At 62.7% G+C, this 16639-nt stretch carries 16 protein-coding genes; 5 read left to right on the top strand and 11 right to left on the bottom strand.

Annotated features, from left to right (window positions below; translation table 11 throughout):
- From ACOZK4_RS10935 to chvE, 6 genes are all read right to left on the bottom strand, one after another.
- A partial coding sequence (locus ACOZK4_RS10935) for an IlvD/Edd family dehydratase (protein ID WP_421591916.1) occupies nt 1-1399 on the bottom strand: 1399 nt, incomplete at its 3' end.
- 48 nt (nt 1400-1447) lie between these two features.
- Nucleotides 1448-2881, bottom strand: a complete 1434-nt coding sequence (locus ACOZK4_RS10930) for an aldehyde dehydrogenase family protein (protein WP_421591915.1) — start codon at nt 2879-2881, stop codon at nt 1448-1450.
- Nucleotides 2882-2904: 23 nt separating this feature from the next.
- Complete coding sequence (araD1, locus tag ACOZK4_RS10925) at nt 2905-3900, bottom strand: AraD1 family protein (protein WP_421591914.1); 996 nt, start codon at nt 3898-3900, stop codon at nt 2905-2907.
- A 127-nt stretch (nt 3901-4027) separates the two neighbouring features.
- Nucleotides 4028-5236, bottom strand: coding sequence for a multiple monosaccharide ABC transporter permease (mmsB, locus tag ACOZK4_RS10920; RefSeq protein WP_313524518.1), 1209 nt, complete (start codon nt 5234-5236; stop codon nt 4028-4030).
- Nucleotides 5236-6771, bottom strand: coding sequence for a multiple monosaccharide ABC transporter ATP-binding protein (gene mmsA / locus ACOZK4_RS10915; protein WP_313524515.1), 1536 nt, complete (start codon nt 6769-6771; stop codon nt 5236-5238). Before mmsA ends, mmsB begins: the two co-directional genes overlap by 1 nt.
- Nucleotides 6772-6892: 121 nt before the next feature.
- A complete protein-coding gene (gene chvE / locus ACOZK4_RS10910) occupies nt 6893-7966 on the bottom strand; it encodes a multiple monosaccharide ABC transporter substrate-binding protein (RefSeq protein WP_313524512.1) in 1074 nt (357 codons plus the stop codon).
- A gap of 253 nt (nt 7967-8219) precedes the next feature.
- Between chvE and ACOZK4_RS10905 the strand changes: the two genes are divergently transcribed.
- Entirely contained in the window at nt 8220-9227 is a 1008-nt protein-coding gene (locus tag ACOZK4_RS10905; protein ID WP_313524509.1) for a LysR family transcriptional regulator, read from the top strand.
- Between the two features lie 15 nt (nt 9228-9242).
- Entirely contained in the window at nt 9243-9746 is a 504-nt protein-coding gene (locus ACOZK4_RS10900; protein ID WP_421591913.1) for a hypothetical protein, read from the top strand.
- Here the strand turns inward: ACOZK4_RS10900 and ACOZK4_RS10895 are convergent.
- The 5 genes from ACOZK4_RS10895 to ACOZK4_RS10875 are packed head-to-tail and all read right to left on the bottom strand — an operon-like array spanning nt 9743 to nt 13506.
- Nucleotides 9743-9964: a hypothetical protein gene (locus ACOZK4_RS10895; RefSeq protein ID WP_421591912.1), complete on the bottom strand. Its 222-nt coding sequence runs from the start codon at nt 9962-9964 to the stop codon at nt 9743-9745. The genes ACOZK4_RS10900 and ACOZK4_RS10895 overlap by 4 nt on opposite strands.
- 59 nt (nt 9965-10023) lie before the next feature.
- On the bottom strand, nt 10024-10818 hold the full coding sequence (locus tag ACOZK4_RS10890; RefSeq protein ID WP_421591911.1) for a 3-methyl-2-oxobutanoate hydroxymethyltransferase: 795 nt from the start codon (nt 10816-10818) through the stop codon (nt 10024-10026).
- A 12-nt stretch (nt 10819-10830) separates the two neighbouring features.
- Nucleotides 10831-12054 (bottom strand): NAD(P)/FAD-dependent oxidoreductase, encoded by a 1224-nt coding sequence (locus tag ACOZK4_RS10885; protein WP_421591910.1) that lies wholly within the window; start codon nt 12052-12054, stop codon nt 10831-10833.
- 10 nt (nt 12055-12064) lie between these two features.
- Entirely contained in the window at nt 12065-12379 is a 315-nt protein-coding gene (locus ACOZK4_RS10880) for a MocE family 2Fe-2S type ferredoxin (protein WP_421591909.1), read from the bottom strand.
- Between the two features lie 26 nt (nt 12380-12405).
- Entirely contained in the window at nt 12406-13506 is a 1101-nt protein-coding gene (locus ACOZK4_RS10875; RefSeq protein ID WP_421591908.1) for a fatty acid desaturase family protein, read from the bottom strand.
- Between the two features lie 144 nt (nt 13507-13650).
- Between ACOZK4_RS10875 and ACOZK4_RS10870 the strand changes: the two genes are divergently transcribed.
- From ACOZK4_RS10870 to ACOZK4_RS10860, 3 genes are all read left to right on the top strand, one after another.
- Entirely contained in the window at nt 13651-14682 is a 1032-nt protein-coding gene (locus tag ACOZK4_RS10870; RefSeq protein ID WP_421591907.1) for a LacI family DNA-binding transcriptional regulator, read from the top strand.
- A gap of 162 nt (nt 14683-14844) precedes the next feature.
- Nucleotides 14845-15651, top strand: a complete 807-nt coding sequence (locus ACOZK4_RS10865; RefSeq protein ID WP_421591906.1) for a TIM barrel protein — start codon at nt 14845-14847, stop codon at nt 15649-15651.
- A 253-nt stretch (nt 15652-15904) separates the two neighbouring features.
- Nucleotides 15905-16639 (top strand): substrate-binding domain-containing protein (locus ACOZK4_RS10860; RefSeq protein ID WP_421591905.1); only part of this gene is annotated, 735 nt, incomplete at its 3' end.

Raw genomic sequence — 16639 nt, 5'->3', positions numbered from 1 at the left:
CCTTCTTGAGCACCTTCGGCGGCAGGCCCATATTGCCGACCTCGGCCATGCCCGGATAGCCCTTGGGACCACAGTTCTTCATGACCATGACGCAGGTCTCGTCAATGTCGAGAGCGTCGTCGTTGATCTTGGCCTTGTAGTCGTCGATATCCTCGAACACCACGGCGCGGCCGCGATGCGTCAGGAGATGCGGCGAAGCGGCCGAAGGCTTCAGCACGGCCCCCTTCGGCGCAAGATTGCCGCGTACGACGACGATGCCGCCGGACTGCGTCAGCGCCTTCTCGGCCGGCAGGATGACATCCTCGTTCCAGTTGACGACGTCCTTGACCTCGTTCCAGACGGTCTCACCCGACACGGTGATCGCATCCTTGTGCAGGAGGCCCGCTTCGCCGAGGCGTTTCAGCACGACAGGCAGACCGCCTGCATAGAAGAACTCTTCCATCAGGTATTTGCCCGACGGCATCAGGTTGACGATGGTCGGCACGTCGCGGCCACAGCGGTCCCAATCGTCCAGCGTCAGGTCGATGCCGACGCGGCCGGCCATGGCGAGCAGATGGATGACGGCATTGGTCGAACCGCCGATGGCCGCATTGGTGCGGATGGCGTTCTCGAAGGCCTGCTTCGTCATGATGTCCGAGGGCTTCAGGTCGTCCTTGACCATCTGCACGATGCGGCGGCCGGTCAGCTGCGCCATCACCTTGCGGCGGCTGTCGACGCCGGGAATGGCGGCGTTGCCCGAGAGCGCCATGCCCAGCGCTTCGGCCATGGAGGCCATGGTGGAGGCCGTGCCCATCGTGTTGCAGGTGCCGGAGGAGCGGCTCATTGACGCCTCGGCCTCGAGGAACTCTTCCTGCGTCATCTCGCCGGCCTTCACCATCTCGGAGAACTTCCACAGATGCGTGCCGGAACCGACGCGCTCGCCGCGGAAATAACCGTTCAGCATCGGGCCGCCGGTGACGACGATCGACGGCAGGTCGACGGAGGCGGCCGCCATGATCAGCGACGGCGTGGTCTTGTCGCAGCCGACCATCAGCACGCAGCCATCCATCGGCTGGCCGCGGATGGTCTCCTCGATAGCGAGCGCCGCAAGGTTCCGGTACATCATCGCGGTCGGGCGGAAGGTGTTTTCGGAGGCGGAGAAGACGGGCACTTCCATCGGGAAGCCGCCGGCCTCCCAGATGCCGGCCTTCACCTTTTCGGCCAGCTCGCGCAGATGGCCGTTGCACGGCGTCATGTCCGACCAGGTGTTGAGGATGCCGATAACAGGGCGCCCGTCGAACAGGTCGTGCGGGTAGCCCTGGTTCTTCATCCAGCCACGGTGATAGATCACGTCACGGCTGGTGCCGCCGTACCATTCCTGTGATCTGAGCCTGCGCGGCCATTCCGCTTTCTTCGTCATCTTTCCAGTCCTCGAAGGGACCACCCGCAAGACCGGGCGGCCTTTGTCTCACGCCAGGGTGTAGGCGGTCTTGACGGTTGTGTAGAATTCGTTGGCGTATTTGCCCTGCTCGCGCGAGCCATGCGACGAGCCCTTGCGGCCGCCGAAGGGCACATGGAAATCGACGCCCGCCGTCGGCAGGTTGACCATCACCATGCCGGCCTCCGCGTTGCGCTTGAAATGCGTCGCATGCTTGAGGCTCGTCGTGGCGATGCCCGAGGAGAGGCCGAAGGGCGTGTCGTTGGCGACGGCAAGCGCCTCCTCGTAATCCTTCACGCGAATGACCGCGGCAACAGGCCCAAAAATTTCCTCGCGCGAGATGCGCATGTCGTTCGTCGCCTCGGTGAAGAGCGCCGGCGCCAGATAGAAGCCGGGTGTGTCGCGCTTCAGAAGCTCGCCGCCGAAGGCAAGCTTGGCGCCTTCTTGTCTGCCGATCTCGATATAGTCCGTATCCTGCTTGAGTTGGCTCTGATCGACGACCGGGCCGATATGCGTGCCCGCCTTCAGCGCATCGTCGACGACGACGCTCTTAAGGCGCTCGCCGACGGCTGCAACGAACCGGTCATGAATGCCTTCCGTCACGATGACACGCGAGGAGGCCGTGCAGCGCTGGCCGGTCGAGAAGAAGGCCGAGTTGACGGCGGCTTCGACGGCGACGGTGAGGTCCGCATCGTCAAGCACGACGAAGGGGTTCTTACCACCCATTTCGAGCTGGTATTTTCTGTTGTGCTCGACGGAGGCCAAAGCAACGCGCTTGCCGGTACCGGTGGAGCCCGTAAACGTTACGGCGTTGACATCAGGGCTGTCCAGCATGGTCTGGCCGACGACGGAACCCTTGCCCATGACGAGGTTCAAAACGCCCTTCGGCAGGCCGGCGCGTACCAGGATATCGACGATCGCCCAGGAACAGCCGGGCACCAGTTCGGCCGGCTTGAAGACGACCGTGTTGCCGTAGCAAAGCGCCGGCGCGATCTTCCAGGCGGGAATGGCGATCGGGAAATTCCACGGCGTGATGATGCCGACGACGCCGACCGGCTCTCGGGTGATCTCGACGCCGATATTGGGACGCACCGACGGCAGTGTCTCGCCGGCAAGGCGCAGGCATTCGCCCGCGAAGAAATCGAAGATCTGGCCGGCGCGCACGGTCTCGCCGATGCCCTCCGCCAGCGTCTTGCCCTCCTCGCGCGACAGGAGACGGCCGAGCTCGTCCTTGCGGGCGAGGATTTCGTCCGCCGTCTTGCGCAGGATGGCGTGGCGCTCGAGGATGCCGGAGCGCGACCATGCCAGGAAGGCAGCCTTGGCGGCGGCGATCGCCGTCTTGGTGTCCTCGACGGAGGCGCGGGCATAGCGGCCGACCACATCGCCTGTGTTCGACGGGTTGATGTTCTCTATGGCATCGGAGCCGACCCATTCGCCGGCAATCAGGTTCTGGTGGATGGTCATGGCCTCAGCCTCCTGTCCGTCGATTACAACTGGCGGATTTCGATTTCTTCTTCCTTGGCAATCGCCAAGGGATTGCGCAACGGTAAGCCGAAACCATCCGCGCCGATCTCGAACACATCGCCCTCTTCCGTGCGGATGCCGTCACCGAAGGACAGCGTTGCCGTGCCGAACATGTGGACGTGGATATCGCCCGGCGTGCGGAACAGGCCGTATTTGAAATGGTGGTACTCGAGATTGGCGAAGGTATGCGACATGTTCGCCTCGCCGGAGACGAAAGGCTTTTCCCAGAGAACCTTGCCGCCGCGCACGATGCGCGAGAAGCCTCTGATGTCGTCCGGCGCCGCACCAACGCGGATTTCCGGGCCGAAGCTCGCCTGCCGCAGCTTGGAATGGGCGAGATAGAGATAGTTGATGCGCTCTGTCACATGGTCGGAGAACTCGTTCGACACGGCAAAGCCGATGCGGAAGGGTGAACCATCGGCCGCGATGACATAGATGCCCGCCATTTCCGGTTCTTCACCGCCATCGAGCGCGAAGGAGGGCGAGGTCAGCGCAGCACCCGGCGCGACGGCCTGCGAGCCGTTCCCCTTATAGAACCATTCCGGCTGTACGCCCTTTTCACCGGGCTTCGGCTTGCCGTTCTCAAGACCCATGCGGAACATCTTCATGGAGTCCGTCAGTGTCTCCTCAGCCGCTTCCGAAGTCTTCTTGTGCATGGAATCGCGCGTTGCCGCCGAGCCGAGATGGGTCAGGCCCGTACCTGTCAGATGCAAGTGCGCGGCATCCGGATGGGTGATCGGCGATAGCAGCCGGCCGTCTGCATAGGCCGCTTCCAGATCGACCTCGTCACCGAGGCCCTTAGCATCGATGACAGCCTTCAGAGACTGTCCGCTGTTCGCGGCTTCCAGCGCCAGCGCATAGACGCTTGTCGCACCGTTGACGACGCGGCCCTTGCCGCCCTCTTCCCGCACGACGACGGCGATCGAGCCGTCGGCGTTTGCTACCTGCGAAATCAGCATTTCCGTTTCCTTCCTGAGGCCGATTTCCGGCCAAGCTCCGCTCCTGCGGCGGACAGACGTCACCACACTGGCCGCACCGGCGACCGGTCAAACTCTTCTGCAATCGGGTGGGTGACCGGTTTCCCGGTCAGCCCTTGTTCTTGTTGTAGACGTCGAAGAACACGGCCGCGAGCAGCACCAGGCCCTTGATGAGCTGCTGGTAGTCGATGCCGATGCCCATGATCGACATGCCGTTGTTCATGACGCCCATGATAAAGGCGCCGATGACCGCGCCGGTGATCTTGCCGACGCCGCCGGATGCCGAGGCGCCGCCGATGAAGCAGGCCGCGATGACATCGAGCTCGAAGCCGACACCGGCCTTCGGCGTCGCCGAGTTGAGGCGGGCGGCGATGATCATTCCGGCGAGCGCGGCGAGCGCACCCATGTTGACGAAGGTGTAGAAGGTCAGGCGTTCGGTGTTGATACCCGAAAGCTTCGCAGCCTTCTCGTTACCGCCCATGGCATAGATGCGGCGGCCAATCGTCGTACGGGTCGTGACGAAAGCGTAGAGCGCGATCAGCAGACCCATGATGACGAGAACGTTCGGCAGGCCGCGATAGGTCGAGAGCTGGAAGCCGATGAAGATCGCAACCACGCCGATGATTGCCATCTGCACGGCGAAGAAGCCGAAGGGCTCGTTCTCGGTCTCGTTTACAGCATTGAGGCGGCGTTCACGCAGGCCGGCATAGACGGCATAGCCGACGAGCAGCAGCACGGCGACGAGCGCGACATAGTTCTTGATGAGGCTGGTAGAGGGATCTGTGATGGACAGGAAATCCGGCACGAACCCCGTGGAAAGAACCTGGAATTCCTTCGGGAAGGGACCGACCGGGCGGCCAGACAGCACGACATAGGTCATGCCGCGGAAGACCAGCATGCCGGCGAGCGTCACGATGAAGGACGGGATCTTCTGGTAGGCGACCCAGTAGCCTTGCGCTGCACCCATGATGGCGCCCATGAGAATCGCGAGCGGCACCACGACGATGGCCGGCAGACCCCATTTCACCAGCATGATCGCCGACATGGCGCCGGTAAACGCGACGATGGAGCCGACCGAAAGGTCGATATGCCCCGCCACGATGATCAGCAGCATGCCCAACGCCATGATGACGATGAACGAGTTCTGCAGCACCAAGTTGGTGATGTTGACGGGGCGGAAGAGAACGCCGTTGGTGAGGATCTGGAAGAAGATCATGATCACGACGAGTGCGACCAGGAGGCCGTATTCGCGGATGTTCTTCTTGAGGTATTCCCCCACCGAAGGCTGGTTTCTCTGGGTCGCGGTATCGGTGGACATCAGTGTTTCTCCCCGGAGCGCATGATGGCGCGCATGATGGATTCCTGGCTTGCTTCCGCCTTTGAAAGCTCGGCCACGATGCGCCCTTCGTTCATGACATAGATGCGATCGCAGGTCCCGAGCAGTTCCGGCATCTCCGATGAGATCATGAGGATGCCCTTGCCCTCGGCGGCAAGCTGGTTGATGATCGAGTAGATTTCGAACTTGGCGCCGACGTCGATGCCGCGCGTGGGTTCATCGAGGATCAGCACCTCGGGATTGGTGAAGAGCCACTTCGACAGCACGACCTTCTGCTGGTTGCCGCCCGAAAGATTGACCGTTTCCTGATAGATCGAATGCGAGCGGATGCGCAGCTTCGACCGGTAGTCCGAGGCGACCTTGGCTTCCTGCCGGTCGTTGATGACCATGTTCGACGACACGCCGCCCAGATTGGAAAGCGTCGTGTTGTGCATGATGTTGTTGATCAGCACGAGGCCGAGATGCTTGCGGTCCTCGGTCACGTAGGCAAGGCCGGCATCGATCGCCTTGGGGATCGTGCTCACATCCACGGGCTTGCCGCGCATGGAAACGTCGCCGGTGATCTTGTGGCCCCAGCTCTTGCCGAAGATGCTCATTGCCGTCTCGGTGCGGCCCGCACCCATCAGGCCGGCAATGCCGACGACCTCGCCGGCGCGCACCGTGAAGCTCACATCGTGCAGAAACTGCCGGTCGCGGTGATGCTGGTGGAAGACGTTCCAGTTCTTCACCTCCAGCAGCGTCTCGCCGATCTTCGGTTCGCGCGCCGGATAGCGGTCCTCCATCTCGCGGCCGACCATGCCCTTGATGATGCGGTCTTCCGAGATATCCTCGTGATGACAGTCCAGCGTTTCCACCGTGCCGCCATCGCGCAGGATCGTAATCTGGTCGGCGACCTTTTTGATCTCGTTCAGCTTGTGCGAGATGATGATCGAGGTCATGCCCTGCGTGCGGAACTCCATGAGCAGCTTCAAGAGCGCGTCGGAGTCCTTTTCGTTGAGCGAGGCGGTCGGCTCGTCGAGGATCAGCAGGCGCACTTTCTTGGACAGCGCCTTGGCGATTTCCACCAGCTGCTGCTTGCCCACGCCGATATCGGTGATCAGAGTGCCCGGCGAATCCTTCAGACCCACCTTGTCGAGCAATTCCTGCGTGCGGCGGAAGGTCTGCTTCCAGTCGATGACGCCCTTGGTGGCGACCTCGTTGCCGAGGAAGATGTTCTCGGCAATCGACAGAAGCGGCACAAGCGCCAGCTCCTGGTGGATGATGATGATACCCAGATGCTCGCTGTCGGAGATCGTGGAGAAGTGACGGACCTGGCCGTCGAAATGGATTTCGCCCTCATAGGAGCCGGCCGGATAGACGCCGCTCAACACTTTCATGAGGGTGGATTTGCCGGCGCCGTTTTCGCCGACAAGGGCGTGAATCTCGCCTTCGCGGACCTTCAGGTTGACGTTGTCGAGCGCCTTTACGCCCGGGAACGTCTTCGTGATGCCACGCATTTCGAGAAGGGTCTTGCTCATGTACCAGTTTCCAGCGGCCAGTGATCGCCCTTCGACAGGGAGACTGAGCCTATTCGCTCTGCGATCCGGAGAAAAGAGGGTTCGCGCCGATAGCGCGAACCCCGGAGAAATTTGAGAACGATCAGTTCTTCAGCTGGTCGGCCGTGTAGTAGGCCGAGTCCGTGACGAGGATCTTCTCGGCATTGGACTTGTCGACGGCAACCGGCTTCAGGAGGTAGGACGGAACGACCTTGACGCCGTTGTCGTAGGTCTTCGTGTCGTTTACTTCCGGTTCCTTGCCTTCGAGGATCGAGTTGACCATGCCGACAGTAACCTTGGCGAGTTCACGCGTGTCCTTGAAAACAGTCGAATACTGTTCGTCGGCGAGGATCGACTTGACGGACGGCAGTTCGGCGTCCTGGCCGGTGACGATGGCCATCGGCTGGTCGCCCGAGCCGTAGCCGACGCCCTTCAGAGCCGACAGGATACCGATGGAGAGACCATCGTAGGGCGACAGAACGCCATCGACGCGGCCGTCGGTGTAGGTCGAGGACAGCAGGTTTTCCATGCGGGCCTGGGCAACGGCACCGTCCCAACGCAGCGTGCCGACGGTTTCCATGCCGGTCTGGCCCGACTTGATGACGATGTCACCCTTGTCGATCAGTGGCTGGATGACCGACATCGCGCCGTCGTAGAAGAAGAAGGCGTTGTTATCATCAGGCGAACCGCCGAAGAGTTCTACGTTCCACGGCTTGGTGTTCGGGAACTTCGCCTTCAGGCCGTCGACGAGGCTGGTGGCCTGGAGAACGCCGACCTGGAAGTTGTCGAAGGTGGCGTAGTAGCTGACATTGCCCGAATCGCGGATGAGGCGGTCGTAGGCGATGACCTTCACGCCGGCGTCGGCAGCCTTCTGCAGGATGTCGGAGAGCGTCGTGCCGTCGATGGCGCCGATGACGAGAACCTTGGCACCCTTGGTGACCATGTTTTCGATCTGGGCCAGCTGGTTCGGGATATCGTCGTCAGCAAACTGCAGGTCCGGCGTGTAGCCGGCTTCCTTGAACAACTTTTCCATCGTCTCGCCGTCGGAAATCCAGCGGGTCGAGGTCTTGGTGGGCATGGAGATGCCGACCATGCCCTTGTCCTGGGCGAAAACCGGGGCGACGAAGGACGCGACGCTGATGGCAGCGGCCGCGAGAAGCGAGGTGATCATTTTCATTGAAAGGTCTCTCCCTTGTGCGCATTGGCCGATATTGCGGCCAAGCATTGTTCTGTGCGCGGCGGGGTCGCATTCAGACGACGGTCTGGACTGGCCGGGCAAAACCCGCCGGTCCCCACTCCCAAGGACCCCAGCGCACATTGGCGAAACCTCGTACGAATTGCCATAACTGTCAAATGCAATGAGCTTCTAATTCGATACCAAAATTGGTATAGAGAGGCAGATATATAATATTTTTACGATCGAGGGTACGATGCGTTTGGATGATGACATCGACGAGCCGCTATTTCCCAACGAAGGGGGCGACAATCTGCAGGGCGTCGGGCTGCTGCGCAGCGGCCTGAAACTCAATCATCTGCGCATGATCGTCGCGATCGAGGAGCACAGCCAGGTGAGTGCGGCAGCCGACGTGCTCAACATCTCGCAGCCCGCCGCATCCCGCATGCTGACGGAAATGGAGACGATCCTCAAGGCACAACTCTGCGAGCGTGTCTCGCGCGGTGTGGCGCTGACGGCCTTCGGCCGCGCCTTTGCGCGGCGGGCGCGCACCATCCTGCTCGAACTACGCGAGGTCGACCGCGAGCTTTCCGCGCTGAAATCCGGCACTGGCGGTTCGGTCTATCTGGGATCCGTGACCGCACCGGCGATCAGCCTCGCCGTGCCGGCGATCCAGCAGGTCAGTGCCGCCTATCCCGGCATCGAGGTGAATGTGCGCGTGGAGACGAGCAATGTGCTCGCCCGCGAACTGCTCGCCGCCCGGCAGGACTTCATCATCGCCCGCGTGCCCGACGACCTCAATCCGCGCCTGTTCAACGTCACAGAGATCGGTGTGGAAAAGGCCTGCCTCATCGTGCGAAAAGGCCATCCGCTGACGGAAAAGTCGGTCGTCGGCCTTTCGGATCTGCCGCATTTCGACTGGGTGTTCCAGCCGGCCGGTACGCTGCTGCGCCGGCGCATTGAGGAACTGTTCATCGCCGCCGGGGTCGCGCTGCCCTCCACCGTCGTCAACACGTCGTCGATCCTGCTGACCACCGCCATCGTCTGCGGCTCGAATGCGATCGCGCCCGTCGCCCGCGACATGGCAGTCTTCATCGCCGATGTCGGCGCGCAGGCTGGCGAGATCAGCATCCTCAACACGGATTTCGAGATCGACATCAAACCCTACAGCCTGATTTCCGTGAAAGGCCGGGCGCTCCCCCCGAGCGCCAAGCTGCTCTATGATCTCATCCTGCAACGCAGCCGGATGCTTTCGCCGGACTGAACGGAGAAAGACCCCATGTTCGGCATGACCGTTTTCGAATCCGTGCTGGAAAGGCTGAAGGCCGAGGCGCGCCAAGCCGAGGAAGACGCGGCCGAAGAGGCCGTGGAAGACGACGGCCCCGGCGAGATTCGCGGGCTGAACTCCGGTTTTGCCGGCATCGGCACCGGTAGCACCTTCGTCTCCGGTTCGCAGGCAGCGGCGGCCTATCTCGATCTCTACGAGGAGCCGCGACCGACGCCTCCCGAGCCGCAACCGGCACCCGAACCACCTCCGGCCCCGCCACGACATTTGCTGCGCATCGCGCCGGACGAGATTGCGGAGGATCTGGCGCTGACCGGCAAGGAAAGCATGAACGACCTCCTCACAAGGCGGCGCAGCTTTGCCCGCGAAAATCATCCCGATCGCGCGCCGGAAGAGCTTCGCGCCAACGCGACGCTGCGCATGAAGATCGCCAATATGCTGATCGACGAGACGATCCGGAGGATCAAGGTGGAAGAAAGCCTTGGGCTTTCGCGCTAGCTATTCGTCTCTTCCGGCGGCTTGGCGACCGGGTCGGACGGCTTGAAGAACAGGATGAGATTGGCGAAGACATAGGCGGTCACGACGAGGAAGATCGTGCCCCAGGTCTGTTCGCCATTGTAGAATTCCACGCCCGTCCACGCCGCGCAGGACCCGACCAACAGCACCCGCCGCCAGAGCGGACGGTAGAACGGATGGTCGGGATCGATGAATTTCATGAATGTCTCCTCACAGGTCCAGCCTACATAGGCGGTTTTTCCGTGTGAGGAAACCGACTTCACGAACCGAGGCGATCAAGGAAGGCGGCAAGTTCGGAGGTCTCGATTCCAACGAGATGGCCTTTTTCCGGATAGGCACCGGAGCGCACGTCCTCGGCATACTCGCGGAAGGCGGCGATGCGCTCCTGCTGGAGACGATCATATTCCGCCGCGAAATTGCGGTAGACTTTTGCATGGCGCGGACAATGGCCGCGGTTCTGGCCAAGCACATCGTCGGCGAAGAGATATTGCGCATCGCAGCCCGTGCCGGCCCCCATGGAGAGCATGACGAGGGAGGTCTTGGCGCTGATCGCTGCAGCGACCTCACCCGGCACGACCTCGATTTCGGCAGCGAAGGCCCCGGCCTCTTCCAGCACCTTCACCTGCCGGTAGATTTCCAGCGCGCTCTCCACCGTCTTGCCGACGGCGCGAAAACCGCCCGTCCAGGTGGCCTTGGAGGGGATGAGGCCGACATGGCCGCAGACCGGGATGCCCTCCTCCCGCAGACGCCGCACGGTGGAAAGGCCGGCCGCGCAATAGACGGCATCGCCCCCTGCCCGCATCGCCTGGAAGGCGCCGCGCAGATAGTCGTCGGCGGTGATGAAATCGCCGTATTCCAGGCCGGGAAAGGCGAAGACGGTCGGGGCCGCCTCGCGGAAGGCCGGGCCGAGCAATGCCGGCGGCACGGAGACGAGGTCGATGCCCGCCTGTTCGGCGGCGGCGGCCTCTTCTAGCGTGACGACGCGCAGCATGGTGAGCTGGCGCTTGCCCTTCATCGTCTGAATATCGGCAACGGTCGGTCTCTTGGTTTTCACGGGCAGTCTCCCTCAGGCAGCGAGCAGTTTCTTGAGCTTGGTCTCCGGCGCGGCGAGCTCGGCCGGATCGGGATGGATGCGGGCGGCGATCAGCATTTCGGCGAGACGGATGTCGCGCGCCACCGCATTGCCCGGCCCGATGCCGCTTGCCGCAATCAGCCGGCCATCGGCATCGAGATGGAAGAGAATGAAGGCGCCCTCGCCCATATCGCGGCGGACCGTGCTGACGGCGCCGTCGGCAAGGCCGGCGATCTGCAGCGTCAGGTCGTACTGATCCGACCAGAACCACGGTACGGCGGCATGGACATCCGTGCCGCCGAGCATGTTGGCGGCGGCAAGCTGGCCCTGCTCCTGCGCATTGCGCCAGGATTCGAGCCGGATGCGGCGGTCGCCATAGAGCGGCAGCGGATAGGAGGCGCAGTCGCCCGCGGCGAAGATATCGGGATCGGAGGTTGACAGCAGGCCATCGACGGCGATGCCGTTTTCCACCCTCAAACCGGCCGCCTCCGCCAGTTCCGTGTTGGGCACGGCGCCGATGCCGACGACAAGCAGATTGGCGCTGACGACACGACCATCACCCAGCGAAATCAGCACCTCGCCCGTCCGCTCCTCGACACCGGCTACCTTGGCGCCGCAGAGAATGTCCACACCTTCCGCGGCGTGACGGCTGGCGACGATTTCGGCGATCTCGGCCGGCACGCCACGGGTGAGCACCCGCGGCAGGCCCTCCACAAGCGTGACGCTCGCCCCCAGCTTGCTGGCGCTGGCGGCAAGCTCCAGGCCGATGAACCCACCGCCGAGAATGGCGATATGGCTCCCCTCGACCAGATGGTCGCGGATACGCGCCGCGTCGTCATGGCTGCGCAGCGCAAGGATGCGCCCGCCATGGGTCGCGCCCGGCAGGGTGCGAGGACGCGCGCCAGTGGCCAGCAGCAGCCTGTCATAGGGAACGACCGTACCATCGCCCAGCACGACACGCTTTGCGGCGCGGTCGATCTCGGACACCATGCGGCCGAGCAGCAGATCGATACCGGCCTCGACGTAACGCTCCGGCTCGGCGACGAATTTCGGGCCGGCGCCAGCCACCAGCGCCTCCTTGGAGAGCGGCGGACGCTCATAGGGCGGATGCGTTTCGCTACCGATCAGGGTCAGCGTGCCGTCAAAACCCTTTTCACGCAGGGCAAAGGCTGCGCGCGCGCCACACTCGCCGGCGCCGACGATCACGAAATTCGCCATGACGGTTTCCTCAAACGTTGATGAAGACCGTGCCGCCCTCGACCTTGACCGGATAGGTCCTGAGGTCGACGCAGACGGGCGCGCCCTTGGCCTCGCCGGTCTTGTAGTTGAAGCGACCGTTGTGCTTGGGACATTCGATGATGTGATCCATCACCAGGCCATCGGCCAGATGGATCTTCTCATGCGTGCAGAGCCCGTCCGTCGCGTGATAGGTGTCCTCGGGGCTGCGGTAGATCGCGAAGGTGCGGCCTGCATGGTCGAAGCGGATGACATCCTCCTCGTCGATTTCATCGGCAGCGCAGACTTCGATCCAGGTATCGCTCATGGGTCTCTCCTCCAGGATATCAGATGTTATTCGGCGGCGGCGAAGGCCGGTTCGGCGTGGAACTCATGCCTGTAGGGTCGTGCCGTCTCGGGCAGGTCGCGCTTGAGGAAATAATCCTCGTTGCGCAGCTGGCGCAGGAAGGCTGGCAGCATTTCCCGGTAGCCGTGCCAGATGGACGGGTTCGGCGTCGGCAGGTCGTGCTTGATCATGGCGTGCAGCCGCGGCAGCGCATGATAGGGCACCATCGGGAACATGTGGTGCTCCACATGGTAATTCATGTTCCAGTAGATGAAGCGGCTCACCGGGTTCATATAGACGGTGCGGCTGTTCAGACGATGGTCGATGACGTTGTCGGCAAGGCCGCCATGCTGCAAAAGGCCGGTCATGACATGGTGCCAGGCGCCATAGAGCCTGGGCAGGCCGATGAACATGGCCGGCAGGATCGAGTGAAAGGCGAAGCAGGCGGCGATCGTCGCGAGATAGATGGCCAGCCAGATGCGGGCGACGCGGATCGCCTTGCCCTGCTCCATTTCGGGAACGAAGGTCTTTTCGGCTTCGCTCATGATGCCGGCCGCATTGCGCACCATGTCGATGACGGCATGCCAGGCATCGAGAATGCCGAAGAAATTCAGCACGAGGCGCAGCAGGTCCGGCGGGCGCATAACGGCGATCTCGGGGTCGCGGCCGACGATGACCGTATCCGTGTGGTGGCGCGTATGGCTCCAGCGCCAGGTCACCGGATTGCGCATGATCATGAAACAGGCGATCTGATAGACGGCGTCGTTCATCCACATCGTCTTGAAGGCCGTGCCGTGGCCGCATTCGTGCCAGCGGCTGTCCGAGGCCGAGCCGTAGAGCACGCCATAGACCAGGAAGAACGGCGCGGCGGACCAGCTGCCCCAGAACCACGCGCCGAGCGCACCGGAGACGACCATGGCACCGAGCCAGATCGCGGTATCGCGAATGGCCGGCCCATCGCTGCGCTGCATCAGCGCCTTCATCTCCTTGCGCGCGACATCGGTGTGATACCACTCGGCCGCGGCCAGACCATTGGCTACGGCCGCCTCCGCATCGCGGCCCAGAAGGCTGTAGTCCCGCTTCGTCGGCTTCATCGCTTGATCCTCCATCGGGCGCTTCCAGCAGCCCGCCGCATCTGATGGACAAACGATAGCGCTGCTGCTTGCATCTCTCAATCCTGCCATGATAGAATGCGTCAAATTCCATCATTCACTATCATTCAGCCTTGATGGAAAGATTTCACGGAGAGAGCCATGGCATCGCGACCGACAATTTCGGATCTGGCGCACGCGGCCGGCGTCAGCGTCGCGACGGTCGACCGTGTGCTGAACGGTCGCCACAAGGTGCGCGAGGAGACGGCGCGACGGGTCTATGAGGCGGCCAATGCCATCGGCTATCACGCGCTCGGCCTCATCCGGCAGCGGGTCTTCGAGGACCTGCCGCAATACCGCCTCGGCTTCAGCTTCCAGCGCCCTAACCAGGCCTTCTACCAGAATTTCGCCCGCGAGATCGAAATCGCCTGCAATGCCTGCACGGTTGCCCGCATCGTGCCGCAGATCGAGTTCATCAATGCGCAGACGCCGGCGGCGATGACCGAAATGCTGCGCCAGCTTTCGATGCGCAATCAGGCGCTCGCCGTCGTCGCACCCGACTATCCCGCGACGACGACCATGGCGGAAGACCTGAAAAATCGCGGCATTCCGCTGTTCTGCCTGCTGTCCGATTTCGCCATCGACGTGCGCCATGGCTATATCGGCCTCAACAATATGAAGGTCGGCCGCACCGCTGCCTGGATGATCGCGCGCGGCGCCAAGCGCCCCGGCAAGGTGGCGATCTTCGTCGGCAGCCACCGCTTCCATGGCCATGAACTGCGCGAGATCGGCTTCCGTTCCTTCTTTCGCGAGAAGGGCCAAGGCTTCGAGGTGCTCGACACGCTGGTCAATCTCGACACCAGCGAGATCACCCATGAGGCGACCGCCAACCTGCTTGCCCAGCATCCCGACCTTGTCGGCCTGTACGTGGCGGGCGGCGGCATGGAGGGCGCGATCTCGGCGGTGCGCGAGGAAGGTTTTGCCGGCCGGATCCAGCTCATCGTCAACGAACTGACGCCGGAATCGAAGGCCGGACTTGCCGACGATGTCGTGACCATGGCGATCAGCACGCCCCTGCCCGCGCTCTGCCGCGAGCTCGTCTCGCTGATGGTGACGGCAATCGAAAAGGGCGAAAATGCCGTTCCCGGCCAGACCTTCCTTCCCTTCGACCTTTTCACGCCGGAAAATATCTGACGCGCCTTTGAGAGAATTCCATCACGATTCATTGCTAATCTTTCAGCAATGAAGGCGCTGCCGCCGCCTTGGCCTTTGACGACCGTGAAGCGCATCCCGATCCTCATGCGTGCATGCGAGGCCGCCCTGTCGGTGGCCCCGAGACCGGAGGACACCCATTCCATGCCGACTTTCGCCATCAACCACATGACGGCGCCCGCCCTCACGCTCGACGCCTTCTTCGCGCTCGCCGTCTCCCTTGGCACCAGCGCCGTCGAAATCCGCAACGACCTTGACGGCAATGCCATTCTCGACGGCACGACGCCCGCCGAGGTGAAGGCGCTTGCCGAGCGCCACGGCATCACGATCATCTCGATCAACGCCCTGCAGCGCTTCAACGAGTGGACGCCCGCCCGCGCCGCCGAGGCCAGGGAGCTGATTGACTATGCCGCTGCCTGCGGCGCCAAGGCGCTCGTGCTCGTGCCTAAAAACGACGGCACCGGCCAGGCCGACGGCGAGCGGCAGGCCAACCTTCGCCAGTCCCTGACGGAGCTCAAGCCGTTGCTCGAGGCCGTCGGCATCATCGGTCTCGTCGAACCGCTTGGCTTCGAGATCTGCTCGTTGCGCTCCAAGCGGGAAGCCGTCGAGGCCATCAAAGCGGTGGGCGGAGAACAGACATTCCGTCTGGTGCACGACACGTTCCACCATCACCTTGCCGGCGAGCCCGAACTCTTCGCCGATCTCACCGGCCTCGTGCATATTTCCGGCGTCGAGGACCCGGCCGTATTGATCTCCGACATGCGCGACGGCCATCGCGTGCTCGTCGGTCCGGCGGACCGGCTGGCAAACACCAGCCAGATCAAGGCCTTGATTGCCGCCGGCTATGCCGGCCCGCTGTCCTTCGAGCCCTTCTCGCCGGCCGTGCACGGTGTCGCCGATCCCAAGGCCGCCGTTGCCGAGAGCATCGCCTTCATCCGCGCAAACATCTGAAAACCCAGGCGGCGGTACGTATCGCCGCCCCTTTTCCCCAGCTTCGGCCGAAATCCCGACCACCAAAATGGAACGGGCTTGACGCCATAAGCAGAAAATGGAATAAACATTCCGCAATATGGAATTCGCGGTTTGTTTATTCTGTTTTGGTCTTTTGCGTCCCGGGAGGAGCGGAGGGCCGGCTGCCCGCAAGGGCCAGCGATCCGGATCATTGAGTGGTGCGACCGGACACCACGTTGAGGAGGAGAACGACATGAAAAAATTCATTCTTGGTTCGGCGCTTGCCGTGATGATGTCCACCGCTGCGCACGCTGAAACGATCGGCGTTTCCATGGCGCTGTTCGATGACAACTTCCTGACCGTTCTGCGCAACGGCATGACCGATTACGCCAAGACGCTCGACGGCGTCGAGTTGCAGATCGAGGACGCTCAGAACGACGTCGCCAAGCAGCAGAGCCAGATCCAGAACTTCATCGCATCCGGCGTCAGCGCCATCATCGTCAACCCGGTCGATACCGATGCGACGGCCGCCCTTTCGAAGGCTGCCGCAGACGCCGGCATCCCGCTCGTCTACGTCAACCGCGAACCGGCGAACATCAACGAACTGCCGGAAAAGCAGGCCTTCGTCGCCTCCAACGAACAGGAATCCGGCACGCTGGAAACCAAGGAAGTCTGCCGCCTGCTGAACGGCAAGGGCAAGGTCGTCGTCATGATGGGCGAACTGTCCAACCAGGCCGCCCGCATGCGCACGCAGGACATCAAGGACGTCATCGCGACCGACGAGTGCAAAGGCCTGACGATCGTCGAAGAGCAGACCGCCAACTGGTCGCGCACGCAGGGTGCCGACCTCATGACCAACTGGCTCTCGGCCGGCCTGGAATTCGACGCCGTCATCGCCAACAATGACGAAATGGCGATCGGCGCCATCCAGGCGCTGAAGGCCGCCGGCCGCTCGATGGACAGCGTCGTCGTCGCCGGTGTCGATGCC

The organism is Shinella sp. M27 (assembly GCF_049199905.1).
Taxonomy (GTDB): domain Bacteria; phylum Pseudomonadota; class Alphaproteobacteria; order Rhizobiales; family Rhizobiaceae; genus Shinella.
This window is presented reverse-complemented; position numbering and strand designations above follow the sequence as displayed.